Below are 19,714 nucleotides of genomic sequence, written 5' to 3' on the forward strand. Positions count from 1 at the left end.
TTATTTTTCAATATAATAGGTATAAAGTCTTAGAGGAATAGGTGATATTTTGTTTTGTTCAACATGTGGTAAGAAACTATCAAGCGATGGTCGCTATTGTCCTAGTTGTGGGAATAAGAAAAAGAAATCTAAATTAATACCATTCTTAGTTATATTAAGTATTTTAAGCACATTAACTTTTGTGTTTACCATCAAATATTATTGGGATGAAGCGGACAATAAAAAAACAGCCACTATACCTACTGTAGTAGAAACCAAAAAAGATAAAAATGAAACGGGGAAAAAGAAAGAAGTAACAAGGGTGGTTGCATCAAAACCAGTTGAGAAGATGAATGAAGATACAAAAAAAAGTGTTACGCAAATCATCGAGGAATCTCAGAAAAAAGTGTATACCATTTTTGCCGGGAACAGCCAGGGTTCGGGATTTTTAATCAATGACAAAGGTGATGTCCTGACAAATGCACATGTTGTGGAAGGGTATCTTGAAGCAAGCATTAAAGATAAAGGTGGCACAGAGTATAATGGAAAGGTTATCGGCTATTCGACCGATACAGATGTAGCCATTATTAGAGTTCCCAAATTAGCCGGGATAAAGCCAATTGATCTTGAAAAAACAGGAGGGGCCAAAATTGGTCAGGAAGTAGTCGCACTTGGCAGCCCTTTGGGTCTTGAGAATACAGCAACGCTTGGGACCATAACTGGAGTGGATCGCAGTTTCTTTATTGGAGAGCGTTCATATGATAATATTTATCAAATGTCAGCTCATATTGCTCCAGGAAGTAGCGGTGGACCTCTTGTTTCCATGGAAACAGGAAAGGCTGTGGCCATTAATTCAGCAAGATTAATAACGGATGAATCCGTAGGATTCAGTATACCAATAAAGGATATATTCCTGTTAATCGAAGGCTGGATCGCCCAACCTCTCTCAGAACAGGAAATTAGCGATTTATTTTACAATGATTCCGGCAGTTATTATTACGAAGACGAATCAGATGGTGATTGGTATTTCGAGGGGGGCGATTATAATGATGAAGAAGACAGTTATTATGATATCCCAGATGAATGGTCAGAATCAGATGAAGATTTTGAAGACTACGATGAGTACGAAGACTTTGAAGACTATGAAGAGGAAATTATAGACGAAGATGATAGTGAAGATATGGATGAAGATTATTATTCGGACTATGAAGACGAAGACTTGGCTGAGGATGGCGAAGATTATTCTGACGAAGATGGTTATGAAGACGAAGATGAGGATGAAGACTACGAGAATTATGAGGATAACGAAGGTAATGAAGATGGCAATGAAGATGATAGTGATTATTAAATGACGGGCTTTGAAACTTATAACTGTAAAGAATCAATTCCGATTAAACAGGGATGGATTTTTTCCTGAAAACACTATTTTCCAGAAAAAAATTAATAAAACTACCTTTTTTATAGAATATTAAAATGTCTTAAATATTTATTCCAAAAACAACCTCGCTAGAATATATCATTTTAAAATCTAAATAGTTGTTAAGATATAAACAACAATTTAAAATACATTTAATTCCCATTACCTATTTTAGTTTAATTTAGAAGTTATATATAGGTAAACTCATCTACCATTTTAAAAGTTTTTATTCTCAAATAATGGGTAACTATAAGTATGGTTGGTAAAAAAATTAAGGGGAATCGTTCATGAAAATTACACCTGAGCAAAGAATTGAACTTCATGGCTTTAACAATCTTACTAAATCATTAAGTTTTAATATGTATGATATTTGTTATACGAAAACAAAAAAGGAACGTGAAGCATACTTAGAATATATTGATGAACAATACAATGCGGAAAGACTCTCTAGCATATTGAAGAATGTATCGGATTTAATTGGAGCTCATGTTTTGAATACAGCCAAACAGGATTACATACCACAGGGAGCAAGCGTGACGATGCTTATTTCCGAGGGGCCCGTCGTAGAAGTACCCACCGATACCTATAAGGAAACGCCTGGACCTTTGCCGAACAATGTTGTCATGCAATTGGATAAGAGCCACATTACGGTTCATACATATCCTGAGTTTCATCCCAATGAGGGAATCAGCACATTCAGGGCTGATATTGACGTATCTACGTGTGGGGAAATTTCTCCATTAAAAGCACTCAATTACCTGATTCATTCTTTTGACACCGATATCATCACGATAGATTATCGGGTTCGAGGATTTACCAGAGATACAAATGGTCGCAAATTGTTCATCGATCATGATATAAATTCCATTCAAAATTATATCCCTGATGAAGTAAAGGGATTATACGATATGATAGATGTGAATGTGTACCAAGAGAATATCTTTCATACTAAATGTAAACTGAAAAGATTCGAGCTAAACAATTATCTATTTGGTTATTCAGAAGAAAAACTAAAACCAGCTGAACGTGATGAAATTATCGAAAGGCTTCAAACGGAAATGGATGAAATTTTTTACGGGGCAAATGTTCCGGTACCCAAGTAAGACTAGCACCTTGGGTAAGAATAACTTGTTAACTTTACAATAGTAATTGAAGCCAAAACGGCTGCAGGCAAAAGTCAGATTTCAAGGACTTTTGCGGCAGCCGTTTTCTTTTTCGCATATTCAATGGTAAACGCGATGAATGGAGGGATAAAGCTGATAAGAGTAATGCCGAGCAATGAGAGGAATAAATGACTACCTACCCATGTAAGGTTGCCGAGTAGGTAACCCGCACATACCCAAGTGATCGTCCAGACCATCGCTCCGACCATATTATGTCCGATAAATCGTTTGAACGAATAGCGTGTGAACCCACTAATGAAAGGTAAGGTTGTGCTAAGTAAAGGAACGAATCGGGAGAACATAATCGCGTATTTTCCATAACTGGTTAAAAATCGATGGGTCTTTTCAATAGATTTATTTGGGATGTACTTAAATACTGAGTATTTTTTTTCTTTCTTCGTGGATTTCCCAATCAGGTTCCCGATAAAATAATTCTGGGCGTCCCCCGCAACAGTTGCAAGGAAGAAAAGGAACAAAAGTGTAGGGAAACTCAAGTGTCCAATCGCAGCAATGGTACCGCTGGCAAACAAAGTCGCATCTCCAGGCAGGAAAGTCAGAACAATATAAGCCGTCTTCGCGAAAATGATGATGAATAAAATGACATAAATTTGTTTACCGAAAACAGTGATATATTGAGTCAAATCCGTATCGATCGATTGAGTAAAATGTAAAAGATTATGCAAATTAATGCACCCTCCTTTATGAGATTAAAAAATTCTAGAATGTAGTTTGATAAAAATAATTCCAAAGACGGATAAAAAGATAAAGAAAAAAGCCAGATTTACACCCTTAGTAATATTACATATTATATTATGCCAAGTAAATGGTTTATAACTGGGAATATGGGGATGAATTGAGTATTAAAATGTAATGGGGGGCGAAAAATGTTTGTATTGGAGTATAGGACTTCAAGGATGGGTCCCACCTTGTTGAGAAGAGTGCGGTAAGACTGCTATTCTGTGATTGTTAGCAAAATCTCAGGTGTGAAGATAACCAAATTAAATATAAATTGTTCAAGTTCAAGAGGAATTCATAAGATGGCCTTTTTCTTTATTCAATGAAAGTAAAGAGAATTCGTAAAAAAATTTAATGGTTTGAGTTCTTATTATCTCTTGGTGAATTCATCTCTGTAAGACTACATATTAAATAATTTTATACCCAAATATATACATGATAAATAAAGTAAATGTCGAAATAGAAGGAAAAGTTTAATTATTGTACAAATCAATTTACAAGTTATTGACATTTAATAGAGAGAGATGTTACTTTGTACATATAGAAGTTCTTTATAAAGAACGAAAAAGGAATCTTACATCTTTTTTTATGATAGGTAGTTAATAAAGGACTTTAATAAGCTTTTTTAATCATCGCTGGGAGGAAGAGAACATGAGTGCAATCGCGGGACTCTATCATTTAAATCAAGAACCAATCGATCTCCAGCATGGAGAGCTATTAATGAATTCATTTCGTAAGTTCCCGGCCGATAGCATTCAAGTTTGGAATGATGAAAAAATCTTCCTTGGTTGCCACAATCAGTGGATCACTCCTGAATCGGTGAATGAAACTCTGCCATTCTATGATTATGCTAGACAACTTGCGATAACAGCTGATGCGATCATTGATAATCGAGATGAATTGTTCAATCGCTTACAGGTAGAGAAATCGGATCGACCATATATGACCGATAGCCAGTTAATCCTGCTAGCCTACCATAAATGGGGAGATGAAACACCAAAGTATTTAGTGGGTGATTTTGCTTTTATGATTTGGGATCAAAAACAACACAAGCTTTTCGGAGCAAGAGACTTTTCAGGAAGTCGGACTCTATATTATTTCAAGAATGAAGATAAATTAGCATTTTCAACGACGATAGAACCGCTGCTTGCATTACCTTATGTCGAGAAGAGGTTGAATGAGGAATGGTTGGCTGAGTATTTGGTAATATCAGGTATGATTGATGCGGTGGATTCTTCCATTACCCCTTATTTAACTATTAACCAAGTACCTCCTTCTCATAGCATTTCAATAGAAAACAATAAAATAACTTTTAAAAGGTATTCGTATTTAACAGAAGTTGAAACTCTTAAACTAAAATCAAATGAAGAGTATATCGAGGCATTTCAAAGTATCTTTCAAGAATCCGTTACATCACGGTTAAGAACACATAAGAAAGTAGGTTCTCAATTAAGTGGTGGTCTGGATTCAGGAGCCGTTGTTAGTTTTGCTGCTCAACCATTAAGAAAACAGAATAAAGAATTACATACCTTTAGTTACATTCCTCCAGATGATTTTAAAGATTTTACTCCAAGATATTATGTGGCAGATGAAAGGCCTTATATTAAATCAACCGTAGAGTTTGTAGGGGGAATTAAAGATCATTATTATAACTTTCAAGGGAAAGATTCATTTTCTGAAATTGATGATTTTCTTGAAATAATGGAAATGCCTTATAAATTTTTCGAAAACTCCTTTTGGTTAAAAGGCATGTTTGAAAAAGCGAATGGGGAAGGAGTGGGTATATTACTAAATGGTGATAGAGGGAATTTTACTATTTCCTGGGGTTCGGCTTTAGATTATTACTCCATTCTATTAAAAAAGGTCAAATGGGTTCGGCTTTTTCAAGAACTAAACAAATATAGCCAAAACGCAGGTGGAGCTAGATTAAGAAATTTACCGCTAATCGCAAGAATAGGGTTTCCTATGATTGATCGTATATTTCCAGATAAAAGGTCAAATAGTACTACTTACCCTCAACTTATTAATCCTGAATTTGCGGAGAATACAGGAGTTTATAAAAGATTCGGTGAACAAGGGATCAATCAAAGAGGACAAATGTTTTCCTCAGATAATAAATATCTGATGAGGAAAAGACATTTTGATGATGTCTTTAACTGGAATGCTGGAAATACACTTTCTACGAAACTTTCATTACGTTATTCATTATGGAAGAGGGATCCCTCTAATGATATACGTGTAGTTCGGTTTTGTTTGTCTCTACCAGAGCATCAATATGTTCAAGACGGGTTAGATAGGGCCCTGATTCGCAGATCAACTGTAAACTACTTACCAGATAATGTGAGACTAAACCAAACTATTCGCGGTGTACAAGGGGTAGATTGGATGCATCGAATGATACCTCAGTGGGAAACGTATAAAACTGAACTGGAACAATTGAATACAGATAAAAGCCTTTTAAAATATGTCGATGCTCAAGTGATTCAAGAGGGATTATCAAAGGTTAAGTCAGGGGTTAAACCTGACCAGGCTATTGACCCAAATCTCAAGCTTTTAATGCGTAGTCTAATTATTAATCGATTTCTAAAAAAAATACCTGAGGGGGGGTGAAAATATGAAAAAAGAATGGAAGAAACCAAAATTAGAATTACTTGATGTCAATATGACTCTGTTAGGAAAAGATGGTGACTATACAGACGCCACTTTTCCTGATGACACACCAAGAGGCAAACTAACATTTAGTTAATGAAGAAGTAAAAGTTAAATTATCATGATATATTTGTTATCCCCTATATGTATGATTATATAGGGGTCTCCTTATATCATAATAAAGTTACTTTAACTAATGGGGGAACATTTACATGCAAGATATGAAAATATATGAAGCATTCGGATTTACTTTTTCTAGTGAGTTTTCATTACCAGAGTTAAACAAAAGTGAAAGACTGAATCCGAAAATTGATATTGTAATTGAAAAAGATGAATTATATAGTCTTTGGTCTGAACAAGAAGATTTAATTAACGACGGATTTATCATTCAAAGAAATTCCGTCATGTTTTTTGTTCCAGGTACGGGAATCTTTTTAATTCAAGGTGGGAATAAGATTATTATTTCACCTCTAGATCCTATTAAAGAAGATGAAATCCGATTATATACTCTTGGTACTTGTATGGGTGCAATATTATTGCAAAGAAAAATTCTCCCTTTGCATGGGAGTGCTGTTGTAATAGCTGGAAAAGCTTATGCGATTATAGGTGATTCTGGAGCAGGAAAGTCAACCCTTGCATCTGCCTTTATAAGAAGAGGATATCAATTACTTACGGATGACGTGGTTCCAGTCAGCTTAAATAGTGAAAATATTCCTGTTGTAACACCAGCTTATCCTCAACAGAAATTATGGAAAGAAAGCTTAGATTATTTTGGAATGGAATCGGATAATTTTCAGCCAATTATTCAAAGGGAAACAAAATTCACTGTTCCTGTCAAATCTCATTTCGCTTCAGAATCTATTCCACTTGCAGGAGTCATTGAATTGGTCAAAATAGAAACTGATGAAATAAAGTTACATTCATTACAAGAAAATTTACAGAAACTCAATACATTGTTAACACATACATATCGTAACTTTTTTCTTGCAGACTTGGATTTAATAGAATGGCATTTTAGTATTACGGCTAAAATTATCGATAAGATACATTTGTATCAATTAGGTAGACCATCTTCTCATTTTACTGTAGAGGATATAACAGATTTATTATTAGAAACATTGAATAGGGAGGAAAAAGTATATGATTAATAGTGCAACTGTTAAAGAAGAATATGTAATACACCAAGTCCCTGGTAATCTAGTGAGTGACATGGCTGGAGAAAAGGTAATGCTGAGTATTGAAAATGGAAAGTATTATAATCTAGGAGAAGTTGGAGGGGAAATTTGGGAATTGTTGAGCGAACCTATTACCATTCAAAAACTAATTTTAACCCTTCAATCTCAATATGAAATAGATCAATCTGAATGTGAGCAACAAGTAACCATTTTTTTAAATCAATTATTAAAAGAAGGATTAGTTCAAGTGGAAGCTCCATAGATTTATGATGTAGAGTCATAGGAGGGAAATATGATTTTATTCAATAAATTCAGAACGTTCTTTAAGTTAGGTGGTCAAATGCAAGTTATGCTTATAGAGGCTTACTGTTACTTAGCGTGGGGAAGATATTTAAAAATGTTGAATTTTTCAAGAGTTGCTCCTACTCTAGGAAAAAGTATGTCTGAAACATCGTGTTCGACTAAGACATCTGATAAACAAACTTTACAAAATGTATCAGCAGCGATTCATCTTATGAGTAGGTATACATTTTGGGAAAGTGAATGTCTTGTAAAAGCAATTGCTGGAATGAAAATGCTTGAAAAAAGAAGGATTGAAAGTACTCTGTATTTAGGGACAGCTAAAGAAAAAACAGGGAATTTAGTTGCTCATGCATGGTTGCGTAGTGGTCCATATTATATATCAGGATGGGAAACGATGAATAAATTTACGGTTGTAGCTTCTTTTGCAAAGGAAAACAGGAATAAAAAGGCTGAAGGTGAATAAAATGGGTAATACTCTTAATGTAGCCAATATACCTGAAGAATTAAGATTGTTACTGGAACTTGTGAAAATAGAAAATAATAAAGACATTTTAAAAAGGTTTAATAAAAAAGAGATTGATTGGGATCTTTTTTTAGATCTTACATGGCATCATCGCCTTTTTCCTGTACTATATCCTAAGTTGAAAAAGATAGAAGAACAAGTTCCACCATTCGTTTTAAAAACCTTACAGGCAAAATATCAAGAAAATACTATTCATATGTTGCAATTAACTGCCACCATGATAAATATAAGTCATGCTTTAAGGAACAATCAGATTCGCACCCTCTTTTTAAAGGGACCACTGTTAGGTTTAGAGCTATATGGTGATATTTCGTTACGGACATCAAGTGATTTAGATTTTCTAGTTCCGCTTGAAGACCTTGGTAAAGTAGAGAATTTACTTATTAGCATGGGATATGTAAAAGATGACTATTTTCAATCTGTATTAGGTGACTGGAAATGGAGACATCATCATATAGCCTTTTTTCATCAAAAAACTAATACGAAAATTGAAGTACATTGGAGATTAAATCCAGGACCAGGAATGGAACCATGTTTTAATGAATTATGGGAAAGGAAAAGGACTAACCTAATCACAGGCTCTCCAATTAATTTGTTAGGGAAAGAGGAATTATGCTTTTTTTTGATAACACATGGAGCACGTCATGGCTGGTCACGGCTTCGTTGGTTATTAGATATTAAATACTTGTTAAACCAAGAATTAAAATGGTCAGTTTTATCAAAATTACTTAAAAAATATCATTACCTACACTTAGGTGGTCAAGCAATCATTCTATCCTCTCAACTGTTGGGTGTATCAATAAAAAGAGAAATGGAATCTTTGATAAGAGGGACGCGGGCACAAATATTAGCTCAAGAATCTATATTCTATCTGGAAAGAATGGTAAACCTACATACAGAACCCTTACCTGATGATATTGCACGTTTTCATAAAAAACACTTATATTCTCTGCAGTCCTTTCAACAAAAAACATTGTATATCTTAAGTATAATGTATCCTTACCCAACTGATTTAGAGACATTGCCATTGCCAAAGAACCTTCATTTTTTATATTTTCCTTTACGTCCTTTCTTAACAGTATGGAGGATAACAAAGAAAACTGCCTATTCTAGGAGGGCAAAGGAATGAAAGAACTCCTATATTTCGCAAAACAAATACATTCTTATTCAGGTAAAATCTTATATGTCAATATGATAGCCATGCTTTTAATTAGTGTTTTTGAAGGGATTGGCATTTTTTTATTAGTACCTTTACTTGGTCTCATTGGTGTTGTAGAACTAGGAGAAAATACAAGATTATCATGGGCTTCTAACTTATTCGATGGTATTCCTGAAATAATAAGCTTACTTATTATCTTAAGTGTTTTTATCGTTTTAATAATTGGCCAAGGTTACTTTCAACGCCAACAATTAATTTTAAATGTTAGGATTCAACAGAGTTTTACAAGGTATTTAAGAGAGGAAACTTATAAGAACCTAATTCAGGCCAATTGGTTTTTCTATCTAAATAAGCGAAAATCGGATCTTATCAATTTAATGACTACTGAAGTGTTTCGTGTAAGTGGAGGAATTAGCTTATTTTTTCAATTTATTTCTTCGTTAATATTTACGATGATTCAAATTGGTTTAGCCTTTTGGTTATCCTATCAAATGACTAGTTTAATTCTCCTATTTGGATTAGTACTGATAGTTTTCTCAAGAACCTTTTTGAAGAGGTCCCAAACCTTAGGAGAAGAGACCCTTCAAATTTCTCAAAATTACTTAGGAACAATAACTGATCATTTTAATGGGATCAAAGATATAAAAAGCAATACAATGGAACAATCTCAGTTAACTAGTTTTCTTAATTTAAGTGAAAAAATGGAGAAGAATTATGTCAATTTCACAAAACTAAACACTCTATCAAGTTTGGTATATAAATTGGTATCAGCTTTCCTCATAGCATTTTTAGTTTTCTTTTCTTTTAGTTACTTCGAATCACAACCTGCGCAAATGTTAATGATTTTAGTTATCTTTTCAAGGTTATGGCCTAGAATCACTGGTATCCAATCTAATATGGAATATTTAGTAAGTGTTATTCCTTCATTTAAGGCGCTAATAAAGCTCAAAAATCAAAGTTCAGAGGCCAAAGAAATCAATACGAGTAATTATCAAAGTATAAAACCATTGAAAATCGAAAAGGGTTTGGAATTTTCTCATGTATCATATCGTTATAATTCAAAAGAAGATTCATATGCGCTCAAAGATATTAATCTATTTATTCCCTCTAATCAAATGACCGCTGTTGTAGGTAGGTCTGGTGCGGGGAAAAGTACATTGATTGATATGATATTGGGTTTAAACCGTCCTGAAAAAGGAGAAATCCTTATAGATCATGTAGCTCTTACTTCCGACAATTTATTAACCTTAAGAAAATCTATTAGTTATATTTCACAAGACCCATTTTTGTTTAATGCTACTATTAGGGAAAATCTATTATTAATGAAACCCGATGCAACGGATGAACAAATCTGGGAGGCATTACACTTTTCTGCAGCAGCGGATTTTGTAGAACAACTTCCGAAAGGAATGGATACTGAAATTGGAGATAGGGGAATACGGCTCTCAGGTGGTGAACGTCAAAGAATAGTCCTTGCTAGGGCCATTTTACGTAAACCAGCAATTCTTATATTAGATGAAGCTACAAGCGCATTAGATACCGAGAATGAAACTAAAATTCAAAAAGCACTAGAAAGCTTAAAAGGCCATATGACTATTGTTGTGATTGCACATCGTCTATCCACCATTTCAAACGCCGATCAAGTACTTGTTTTAGATCAAGGTGAAATTATTCAACATGGACGATTCAATGAACTTGCCCAAAGTAGGGGACTATTTAACCAACTATTAGGGGGTCAACTAGAAGTTATCTCTTGAAATAATTTAGTTGAATGTCAAAAAAAGTTTTTTTGTAACGTTTTGTTGACATGTTCTTTATAACGAACTAAAATGGTAGTATAGTCCTTACAAAATATTGAAAAAGGTGGTTCTATGTCAAACCCATACAATACAAACTATGAAAAACAAAAATCAGCAAAAGAGATAAATATAAAACAATTATTTGAAATCATTGGTAGGCGGTTATGGATTGTTATTATTGTAGTACTATTGTTCACTCTCGCAGGCTATCTTAAAACCTTATCAACTACACCTCTATATCAGTCATCCACTAGAATTATCATAGAGGCTAATCAAGATAAAATGAAAACACTTCAAGTTATTATAAAAGATTCTACGGTTTTACAAAAAGTCATTAATGAGATGGAATTACCAATGTCTCCAGAAGCTTTAGCTGGATCTATTAATGTTAACAGTGTTGAGGACTCTGAAGTTGTAAGTATTAGCGTCACATCATCTGATCCTTATATGGCTGCTAACATTGCTAATAAAACAGCTGAAGTCTTCAGAAATGAAGCACCTAATATTATTAACTTTAAAAAAATCAGGAATTTGTCACCAGCAAAAGTAAACTTATCACCCATTAATGGTGATGATAATGGAACCATTATGAAAACCGGTATTATCGGTTTTGTTATAGGGATTGGGTTAACATTCCTATTTAATTCTCTGGATTATACGGTCCGTAGTGAGCAAGAAATCGAGGAAATTATAGGATTCCCAGTTATAGGACGCGTTTCCAAAATGAATAAAAAGAACTCAAATATTAATAAAAAGAATATACAGAAATTCGAGAAGAACTCAGCAAGCTAAACTTACAAAACGCTAGGGTAGAATTGTGAGGCGGAATAAATGTCGATAATTCAACAAAAATCAGGTCATAAACTTAATAAAAGAAATTTGATAGCTTATTCAAGTCCAGATTCACTAATCTCTGAACAATTTAGAACGATTCGAACAAACATCAAATTTTCAGCAATATCGAAAAAAAGGAATATTATCATGATTGCCTCACCAACAGCTGGAGAAGGAAAATCAACTACTGCAGCAAATCTAGCAGTTTCCATGGCACAAAATAAAGAGAAGGTTCTGTTAATAGATGCTAATTTTAGAAATCCTACTATTCACTCGATTTTTAAGATTCCAAATAAAGTCGGATTGACTAATATTTTATCTGATTCAATTCACTCATCACTTGAGAAGACGGTGTACAAAACAGGAATGGGTAATTTAGATGTGTTAACTAGCGGTCCTATTCCCTTCAATCCGGGTGAAATTATAGGTATGACAGTTATGCAAAATTTTTTAACACATTGTGAAGAGCTTTATGATGTGATTCTTATAGACTCTCCATCCATACTGGAATTTACGGACACGAAAATATTGGCGAATTATTGCAATGGAATCGTCCTCGTATTTAATAATGGAAAAACGCAGTTGAAAAATGCTTTAGCAACAAAGAGAATTCTTGAATTTGTTGAAGATAAAATGGTTGGGGTCATTTTAAATTCAAATCCACAAAATTGGCTTACTAAATTATTCAATAGAATCATTTAACTAACCAAATTTTTTTCACTTAGATGTTCTTTATTAAGAACTGATGAACCTTTACATGTAAATAGTATTTGGTGATGTCTCCTTGCCATTATACACGGAGGCACTCGATCATGCTGTGGGTTGTAAAACCTTAGACGCCAGTCGTCAAGAGTGTGGGGTGAGGAGGGGTTAAATGCCCTATATTCTATTAAAGTACTAATGCATACAGTTTTAAGTAAAACTGTATGCATTAGTACTTTATCGACAAAAAGATAAAAAGAAAAAGTGAGGTGAATTGGTTTGACGTATAAGCAAAGACTATCACTATTTATATTAATAGACTCGTGTATTGTCATATCAGCTATTTTCTTAGGTCGTTTTTTAGTAAATGCTAGTATTTATGTTTTTACAATTCCAATAGTGCTAAGCTCTATTACACTCCTACTCAGCCATCATTTATTTGCCATTTCTTTTCACTTATACAAGAAGGCTTGGGAGTATGCAAGCATTGGTGAATTAGTGATTATTTTCAAGACGGTTACATCATCCATTTTTATAACAGGACTTGTGCAGGCACTTCTTTTTCAAGATGTATTTTATCGTTTATTGGCGGTAACTTGGCTACTTCATATGTTGTTGATAGGTGGGTCTAGATTTTTCTGGAGAATGTATAGAGATCAATATTTACTAAAAAATGAAAATAAAAAAAGAACGTTAATTGTAGGAGCAGGATCAGCTGGAACGATGGTTGCAAGGCAATTACTAAAAAATAACGAGGTGGATTTATTACCTGTAGCATTTATTGATGATAACTATCGTAAACAAAAGCTCGATATTTTAGGGCTTCCAGTAGTTGGAGGAGTAAGCAAAATTGCAAGAAAAGTTGAAGCCTTACATATTGAACATATTATTATTGCCATTCCTTCGTTAAATAAACAGGAAATGAATCGAATATTTCAAGAATGTGCAAAAACCAATGCGAAAACTCAAATCCTCCCTATGTTAGAAGACTTGCTGACAGGAAAAGTATCTGTTAACAAATTTAGAGATGTGCAGGTACAGGATCTTCTTGGAAGAGAACCGGTGGAGCTAGATATCGACGGAATTTCAGAATATGTAACCGAAAAGGTCATCTTAGTCACGGGGGCTGGCGGTTCTATTGGTTCAGAAATCTGTCGGCAAATTTCAAATTTTAACCCCTCAAAACTAATTTTACTTGGTCATGGAGAAAACAGCATCTATACAATAGAAATGGAATTAAAGGAGACCTATCAAAACTCTAAAATAGAGTTTATAACAGAAATTGCTGACCTTCAGGATCATAAAAAGATGCTATCAGTCATGGCTACATATCATCCAGATGTCGTCTATCATGCAGCTGCACATAAACATGTGCCACTAATGGAACGGAATCCGGAAGAAGCGGTCAAAAATAATCTGATTGGGACGATGAATGCAGCCAATGCAGCTAGTTGGATTGGAGTTAAAACCTTTGTGATGATTTCAAGTGATAAAGCCGTTAATCCTACAAGTGTAATGGGATCTACCAAAAGACTTGCGGAAATGACGATTCAGCAAATGAATCAGGAGAGTGAAACTAAATTTGTTGCAGTTCGTTTTGGGAATGTATTGGGCAGTCGTGGAAGTGTCATCCCCTTATTCACCAAGCAAATTGAAAAAGGTGGACCCATTACTGTTACACATCCTGATATGATTCGTTATTTCATGACAATCCCAGAGGCTTCTAGACTGGTCATCCAAGCGGGGGCCCTTGCTAAAGGAGGCGAAATTTTCGTGCTAGATATGGGGCATCCTGTAAAGATAGTCGACTTGGCTAAAAACTTGATTAAACTTTCAGGACATTCGGAAGAAGATATATCCATAGAATTTACTGGAATGCGACCGGGAGAGAAGCTATTTGAAGAATTGTTAAATAAAGAAGAAATTCATGAACAGCAAATCTACCCCAATATATATGTAGGCAAGACAGGCAAACTTTATTCTAAAGAAATTGAGGATATCATAAATAGTTATTTAGATATGGATAAAGAAGCATTACGAAAAATACTTGTTGATTTGGCCAATGAGCGTATCACCACACCTTCGCTGGTGCCACTCTCAAACTAAGGAGGAATCACCTTGAAAATTAGAAAAGCCATCATACCGGCTGCAGGATTAGGAACGAGATTTCTTCCGGCAACAAAGGCTATGCCGAAGGAAATGTTACCAATTGTTGATAAACCTACCATTCAATATATCGTAGAAGAAGCAATTGAATCAGGCATTGAAGATATTATTATTGTGACTGGGAAGGGGAAACGAGCAATAGAAGATCATTTCGATCATTCCTTTGAATTGGAACAAAACCTTTTCGAAAAGGGAAAGTTTGAATTATTAAAGGAAGTTCAGAAATCTTCTAAGTTAGTTGATATACATTATATTAGACAAAAAGAACCTAAAGGATTAGGACATGCAGTATGGTGTGCGCGTAAGTTTATAGGTGACGAACCATTTGCCGTCTTGCTGGGTGACGATATTGTAGATGCAAAAAAACCTTGTCTACAACAGATGATTGAACAGTATGAAATGTCTAAAGCATCAATTCTTGGAGTACAAAAAGTTTCTAATGAGGAAGTATCCAGATATGGAATTATTGAAGCCAATGAGATTGGAAACCGTTTATACAATGTTACAAGTCTAGTTGAAAAGCCAAAACAAGAAGATGCACCTTCAAACTTAGCTATTATGGGAAGATATATTTTAAATCCTGGAATTTTCAAAATTCTTGGAGACCAGCCTCCTGGTGCAGGTGATGAAATTCAATTAACAGACGCAATCAGCCGCTTGAATGAATATGAAAGTGTTTATGCGTATGATTTTGAAGGCATCAGGTATGATGTAGGTGAAAAGATGGGCTTTATTCAAACAACTATTGAAATGGCTCTACAACGTGGGGACTTAAGAGAAAATATATTAAATTACTTAACAACAGTATTGAATCGAGAATTAATTAAATGAAAAACTTGAAATGGATACGGAAAGGACGGTGACTCATGGAGAAGAAAGTCCTATTTTGTGCAACAAAGGATTATCATTTTGAAGCGTTTCACCTACCTTACTTTAAATGGTTTAAAGAGCAAGGATATGAAGTTCATACAGCTGCACATGGTGATTTAGTTCTTCCTTTTGTTGATAAAAAGCATATTATACCCATTCAAAGGTCTCCGATTAAAATTGAAAACCTTAAAGCCTACAAAGATCTAGAAAAGCTCATTGAAAGTAACAACTTTCAACTTGTTCATTGTCACACTCCTATGGGAGGAGTTCTTGCTAGGCTCGCTGGACGGAAAGCAAGAGAAAAAGGAACAAAGATGATCTATACGGCACACGGATTCCATTTTTGTAAAGGTTCTCCTTTAATAAACTGGCTGCTCTACTATCCTATTGAAAAATACTTGGCAAAACTAACAGATTGTTTGATTACAATCAATGAAGAGGATTTTCAACTTGCAAGGAAAAGAAACTTCAAAGCACAAGAGATTAAACATGTTCATGGTGTTGGAGTTGATACAGAACGTTTTCATCCAGTTTCTCCTTTTTACAAATCTGTACTTAGATTAGAGAAAGGGTATCGTGATGATGATTTTCTTATGTTCTACGCGGCTGAATTTAATAAAAATAAAAACCAACAATTATTATTGCGATCTTTTTCCTTAATTAAGGATGAGATACCAAATGCTCGGCTACTATTGGCTGGAGAAGGTCCTTTATTAGATGACTGCCGGAAACAGGCAGAGACTCTAGGTATAAGTGAAAATGTTGACTTTCTAGGTTTTCGGAATGATATTGATGTGTTACTGAAGATAAGTGATCTTGCTGTAGCATCTAGTTTAAGAGAAGGATTACCGGTTAATATTATGGAAGCAATGGCATGTGGGCTACCTGTTGTTGCGGTTAAAAATAGAGGTCACTCTGAATTAGTAAAGAATAACCAAAACGGGTGGCTAATTGATAGAAATGACGAACGTAATTTTACAGAAAAAATCTTAAAGGTTTTTGGCGATAGTGAACTGAGAATAAAATACGGGAAAAACGGTCGGAAAATGATTGAATATAAATATAGTACAAAAAAAATTCTAGAAGAAAAAAGCGAAATTTATAAATTATATATGATAGATAAGGAGGATATTATGTGGGCAGTCCACTAAGAATCTTACATGTTGTCGTTAATATGAATAGGGGAGGAGCGGAAACCCTTATCATGAACTTATATCGTAATATTGACCGCTCGAAAATTCAATTTGATTTTCTTACATCCAAAGAGGGTGTATTTGATACTGAAATCTTAAATCTTGGTGGTAAAATTCATAGAATTCCATATCTTACCGATGTCGGACATTTTAAATATAAAAAACAATTAGACGAATTTTTCAAGGAGAATCATACCTATAAAGTTGTTCATGCCCACATGGATAAAATGAGCGGGCTCGTTCTTCAATCAGCTAAAAAAGCTGGAATACCAAAAAGAATTTCACATAGTCATAATACACAAAGTGAAGGAAGCTTGGCTGTAAGAATTTACAAATGGTATGCAGGAACATTAATCATGCCCAATGCAACTAATTTTTTAGCTTGTTCGAGACAGGCAGCAAAATGGTTATTTAAAGAAAAAAACAATGCCAATATTTTAAAAAATGGGATTGATTACAATCTTTTTTCTTTCTCATCTGAAATAAGATATAAAGTGAGAAAAGAATTAAATATTGCAAATGATGCATTTGTTTTAGGTCATGTCGGAAGATTTGCTCATCAAAAAAATCATACTTATTTGATTGATATCTTTGCAAATTTTAATAAACAAAAAGAGAATTCCATCTTAATCTTAGTAGGAGATGGTCCTTTACAACCAGAAATCTTAGCTAAAGTTAAGTCTCTTAAGCTAGAAAGTAAAATTAAATTTATAGGGGTCCGTAGTGACATTAATCGAATACTTCAAGCATTCGATGTATTTGTCTTTCCTTCTCTACATGAAGGTTTGCCAGTTTCACTTATAGAAGCTCAAGCAGCGGGGCTGCCATGTCTGATATCCGATCGAATTTCAAAAGAGGTAGATTTGGGTATCAATCTTATTGAATTTCTCCCTATTGATAATTGTTTAGCATGGGTAGCTAATTTATTAGAAATAACATGTCGCAACACGACAAGAACTATTAAATCGGATTCCTTATCTAAACAAGGGTATTCCATATATGAAACAGCCGATAAAATAAAAGATTACTATTTATCGATGACAGGGTGAATCAAAAATGAAAACTTTAACAGTGTTTACACCAACCTATAATAGAGCTTATTGTCTCGGGAAATGTTATGAAAGCTTAGTTCGTCAAAATAATAAAAATTTTATTTGGTTAATCATTGATGATGGATCAACAGATCATACAAAAGAGTTAGTAGCTAGTTGGATAAATGAAAATAAAATTGATATTACGTATTGTTGGCAAGAAAATCAAGGAATGCATGGAGCGCATAACACAGCCTACAACCAAATAGAAACTGAATTAAATGTATGTATAGATTCTGATGACTATATGGCAGATGGGGCAATTGAAAACATCCTATCATTTTGGCGAAAGCATGGCAGTGCAAAGGTCAGTGGAATCGCAGCTCTAGACGCAACAAGTAATCATCAAATCATCGGTTCAAAGTTACCTGAGAAACTTTTTTCTGCTACTTTATTTGATCTTTATTACAAATATGGTGTTACAGGAGATAAAAAACTTGTTTACCGTACTGATTTAACGAAGCTATATCCTTATCCCATTTTTAAAAACGAGAAATATGTTGGATTAGCTTATAAATACTATATGCTGGATAAACAATATGAATTGTTACTTATGAATGAAGTAGTTTGTCATGTTGAGTACCTTCCTGATGGATCTTCTCTCAATATGTATAACCAATACCTCAAAAATCCAATGGGCTTTGCATTTTATCGGAAAGAACTAATGAAGTTACCCTTTGGAGGTAATCTTTTTAAATATAAACAAGCGATTCATTATGTTTCTAGCAATCTTCTTATGAAAAACCGGAAACTATTCCTAGAAACACCTAAGAAAGTTTCAACTATATTTGCCTTTCCTTTTGGCTTCTTATTATATTTACTCATTATAAGTAAAACTAGGTCTTAAGTTATTGAAGGGAATTATTTAAATGACTATACTTTGGATTAATCTCGCCATTGTATTAATTTTTTCATACCTAGCAAGGTACTTTTCTACTTATTCATTTATTACACCAACTGGCTTTCAAATTTACAAGCCTAATAAGATATGGGTTTTGGGAGTTGTTTTGTGTCTGGTCTTTATTTCAGGCTTAAGAACAAATATTGGTGATACCTTCAACTACAAAAATATTTATAGAGAAAATGACTTTACGTGGGAGTATATCACTTCACAAAAAGATATGGGCTTTGGTATTTTACAGATGATTTTAAAGTATTTTTCGGAAGATCCACAGATCATGATCTTTACTACAGCTTTAATAACAAATGTTTTAATAATTGTAGTTCTATATAAATACTCACTTTTTTTCGAGATGAGTACATTTGTATATATTACAGGTGGGCTGTATTTAGTTTCAATGAATGGAATTAGACAAGTACTAGCAGCAGCCATTTTTTTCACTGCAACAAAGTACTTATTAAATGGAGATTTCCCGAAATACGCAATGATCGTTCTATTTGCATCCACCTTTCATCAAAGTGCACTCATACTCTTACCTATTTATTTTTTAGTAAGAACAAAAGCTTGGACTAAATCGACTCTAGCCTGGTTATCTTTTTCGGTAATTATCGTACTCGGTTTTGGTCAATTTACATCTTTATTATTTTCAGCTTTAGAAGATACTCAATATAGCGACTATTCAAATTTCAATGAAGGTGGTGCCAGTGTAATAAGAGTAGCAGTAAGTGCTGCACCATTATTAATTGCTTACTTAGGCAAAGAAAAACTTCGAGAAATATTTCCGAAAAGTGACTACATAGTAAATATGGCTCTATTAGGTCTGGTTTTTATGATCATTTCAACACAACAATGGATATTTGCAAGGGTCTCTATTTACTTTAATTTATACCAACTGATTCTAATATCGTGGCTTATTGAGCTTTTTAATAATAAGGATCAGAAGCTAATATATTATTTAATTCTTGTCTTGTTTTTTATTTTTTATTTTTATGAAAATGTCATTAGTTTGAATATTTTGTACGAAAGTGATGTATTAAATAACTTATTTTAAAACA

General features: G+C 33.9%; 18 protein-coding genes. 17 read left to right on the top strand and 1 reads right to left on the bottom strand.

All coding sequences use genetic code 11. From position 1 onward, the window contains the following. The first annotated feature begins 181 nt into the window (after positions 1-181). The gene (locus ACIQXU_RS09660; RefSeq protein ID WP_402988632.1) at positions 182-1,327 is read left to right on the top strand and encodes a S1C family serine protease; all 1,146 of its coding nucleotides are present in this window, start codon (positions 182-184) and stop codon (positions 1,325-1,327) included. A gap of 356 nt (positions 1,328-1,683) precedes the next feature. After that, positions 1,684-2,499, top strand: coding sequence for an adenosylmethionine decarboxylase (gene speD, locus ACIQXU_RS09665; RefSeq protein ID WP_402988637.1), 816 nt, complete (start codon positions 1,684-1,686; stop codon positions 2,497-2,499). Between the two features lie 74 nt (positions 2,500-2,573). Here speD and ACIQXU_RS09670 read toward each other — a convergent pair whose 3' ends face one another. After that, complete coding sequence (locus ACIQXU_RS09670; protein WP_402873077.1) at positions 2,574-3,242, bottom strand: VTT domain-containing protein; 669 nt, start codon at positions 3,240-3,242, stop codon at positions 2,574-2,576. A gap of 703 nt (positions 3,243-3,945) precedes the next feature. On the opposite strand from ACIQXU_RS09670, the gene ACIQXU_RS09675 reads away from it, so the two are divergent. The 15 genes from ACIQXU_RS09675 to ACIQXU_RS09745 all read left to right on the top strand — a co-directional run bounded on the left by ACIQXU_RS09675 (position 3,946) and on the right by ACIQXU_RS09745 (position 19,710). After that, on the top strand, positions 3,946-5,904 hold the full coding sequence (locus ACIQXU_RS09675) for a lasso peptide isopeptide bond-forming cyclase (RefSeq protein WP_402988641.1): 1,959 nt from the start codon (positions 3,946-3,948) through the stop codon (positions 5,902-5,904). 4 nt (positions 5,905-5,908) lie between these two features. After that, positions 5,909-6,040, top strand: coding sequence for a paeninodin family lasso peptide (locus ACIQXU_RS09680; RefSeq protein WP_402988644.1), 132 nt, complete (start codon positions 5,909-5,911; stop codon positions 6,038-6,040). Positions 6,041-6,155: 115 nt separating this feature from the next. Further along, positions 6,156-7,091 (top strand): HPr kinase/phosphorylase, encoded by a 936-nt coding sequence (locus tag ACIQXU_RS09685; protein WP_402988647.1) that lies wholly within the window; start codon positions 6,156-6,158, stop codon positions 7,089-7,091. Continuing rightward, complete coding sequence (locus tag ACIQXU_RS09690) at positions 7,084-7,380, top strand: lasso peptide biosynthesis PqqD family chaperone (RefSeq protein WP_402988650.1); 297 nt, start codon at positions 7,084-7,086, stop codon at positions 7,378-7,380. Before ACIQXU_RS09685 ends, ACIQXU_RS09690 begins: the two co-directional genes overlap by 8 nt. A gap of 30 nt (positions 7,381-7,410) precedes the next feature. Continuing rightward, positions 7,411-7,884 carry a lasso peptide biosynthesis B2 protein gene (locus ACIQXU_RS09695; protein ID WP_402988653.1) on the top strand — a complete coding sequence of 158 codons (474 nt, stop codon included), beginning with the start codon at positions 7,411-7,413 and terminating at the stop codon, positions 7,882-7,884. A gap of 1 nt (position 7,885) precedes the next feature. Then, complete coding sequence (locus tag ACIQXU_RS09700; RefSeq protein WP_402988656.1) at positions 7,886-9,073, top strand: nucleotidyltransferase domain-containing protein; 1,188 nt, start codon at positions 7,886-7,888, stop codon at positions 9,071-9,073. Beyond that, positions 9,070-10,860 carry an ABC transporter ATP-binding protein gene (locus tag ACIQXU_RS09705; RefSeq protein ID WP_402988659.1) on the top strand — a complete coding sequence of 597 codons (1,791 nt, stop codon included), beginning with the start codon at positions 9,070-9,072 and terminating at the stop codon, positions 10,858-10,860. Before ACIQXU_RS09700 ends, ACIQXU_RS09705 begins: the two co-directional genes overlap by 4 nt. 114 nt (positions 10,861-10,974) lie before the next feature. Continuing rightward, positions 10,975-11,694, top strand: a complete 720-nt coding sequence (locus ACIQXU_RS09710; RefSeq protein ID WP_402988662.1) for a YveK family protein — start codon at positions 10,975-10,977, stop codon at positions 11,692-11,694. A gap of 39 nt (positions 11,695-11,733) precedes the next feature. Further along, on the top strand, positions 11,734-12,438 hold the full coding sequence (locus ACIQXU_RS09715; RefSeq protein WP_402988665.1) for a CpsD/CapB family tyrosine-protein kinase: 705 nt from the start codon (positions 11,734-11,736) through the stop codon (positions 12,436-12,438). A gap of 279 nt (positions 12,439-12,717) precedes the next feature. Further along, positions 12,718-14,544 carry a polysaccharide biosynthesis protein gene (locus tag ACIQXU_RS09720; RefSeq protein WP_402988668.1) on the top strand — a complete coding sequence of 609 codons (1,827 nt, stop codon included), beginning with the start codon at positions 12,718-12,720 and terminating at the stop codon, positions 14,542-14,544. A gap of 12 nt (positions 14,545-14,556) precedes the next feature. Continuing rightward, a complete protein-coding gene (galU, locus tag ACIQXU_RS09725) occupies positions 14,557-15,435 on the top strand; it encodes a UTP--glucose-1-phosphate uridylyltransferase GalU (protein WP_402988671.1) in 879 nt (292 codons plus the stop codon). A gap of 35 nt (positions 15,436-15,470) precedes the next feature. Continuing rightward, complete coding sequence (locus ACIQXU_RS09730) at positions 15,471-16,625, top strand: glycosyltransferase family 4 protein (protein WP_402988674.1); 1,155 nt, start codon at positions 15,471-15,473, stop codon at positions 16,623-16,625. Beyond that, the gene (locus tag ACIQXU_RS09735) at positions 16,610-17,716 is read left to right on the top strand and encodes a glycosyltransferase family 1 protein (RefSeq protein WP_402988677.1); all 1,107 of its coding nucleotides are present in this window, start codon (positions 16,610-16,612) and stop codon (positions 17,714-17,716) included. The genes ACIQXU_RS09730 and ACIQXU_RS09735 overlap by 16 nt, the downstream gene beginning before the upstream one ends. A 7-nt stretch (positions 17,717-17,723) precedes the next feature. Further along, on the top strand, positions 17,724-18,605 hold the full coding sequence (locus ACIQXU_RS09740; protein WP_402988680.1) for a glycosyltransferase family 2 protein: 882 nt from the start codon (positions 17,724-17,726) through the stop codon (positions 18,603-18,605). 22 nt (positions 18,606-18,627) lie between these two features. Beyond that, positions 18,628-19,710, top strand: a complete 1,083-nt coding sequence (locus ACIQXU_RS09745) for an EpsG family protein (RefSeq protein WP_402988683.1) — start codon at positions 18,628-18,630, stop codon at positions 19,708-19,710. The last annotated feature ends 4 nt before the right edge of the window (positions 19,711-19,714 follow it).

This window comes from Peribacillus sp. NPDC097284, assembly GCF_044761765.1.
GTDB lineage: Bacteria > Bacillota > Bacilli > Bacillales > DSM-1321 > Peribacillus.

Bases quoted from the DNA above. Each gene is read 5' to 3' on its own strand.
- ACIQXU_RS09745 (WP_402988683.1), top strand. From the start codon at position 18,628: ATGACTATACTTTGGATTAATCTCGCCATTGTATTAATTTTTTCATAC.
- ACIQXU_RS09675 (WP_402988641.1), top strand. From the start codon at position 3,946: ATGAGTGCAATCGCGGGACTCTATCATTTAAATCAAGAACCAATCGAT.
- speD (WP_402988637.1), top strand. From the start codon at position 1,684: ATGAAAATTACACCTGAGCAAAGAATTGAACTTCATGGCTTTAACAAT.
- ACIQXU_RS09740 (WP_402988680.1), top strand. From the start codon at position 17,724: ATGAAAACTTTAACAGTGTTTACACCAACCTATAATAGAGCTTATTGT.
- ACIQXU_RS09715 (WP_402988665.1), top strand. From the start codon at position 11,734: ATGTCGATAATTCAACAAAAATCAGGTCATAAACTTAATAAAAGAAAT.
- ACIQXU_RS09710 (WP_402988662.1), top strand. From the start codon at position 10,975: ATGTCAAACCCATACAATACAAACTATGAAAAACAAAAATCAGCAAAA.
- ACIQXU_RS09705 (WP_402988659.1), top strand. From the start codon at position 9,070: ATGAAAGAACTCCTATATTTCGCAAAACAAATACATTCTTATTCAGGT.
- ACIQXU_RS09690 (WP_402988650.1), top strand. From the start codon at position 7,084: ATGATTAATAGTGCAACTGTTAAAGAAGAATATGTAATACACCAAGTC.
- ACIQXU_RS09695 (WP_402988653.1), top strand. From the start codon at position 7,411: ATGATTTTATTCAATAAATTCAGAACGTTCTTTAAGTTAGGTGGTCAA.
- ACIQXU_RS09680 (WP_402988644.1), top strand. From the start codon at position 5,909: ATGAAAAAAGAATGGAAGAAACCAAAATTAGAATTACTTGATGTCAAT.
- ACIQXU_RS09685 (WP_402988647.1), top strand. From the start codon at position 6,156: ATGCAAGATATGAAAATATATGAAGCATTCGGATTTACTTTTTCTAGT.
- ACIQXU_RS09700 (WP_402988656.1), top strand. From the start codon at position 7,886: ATGGGTAATACTCTTAATGTAGCCAATATACCTGAAGAATTAAGATTG.
- ACIQXU_RS09730 (WP_402988674.1), top strand. From the start codon at position 15,471: ATGGAGAAGAAAGTCCTATTTTGTGCAACAAAGGATTATCATTTTGAA.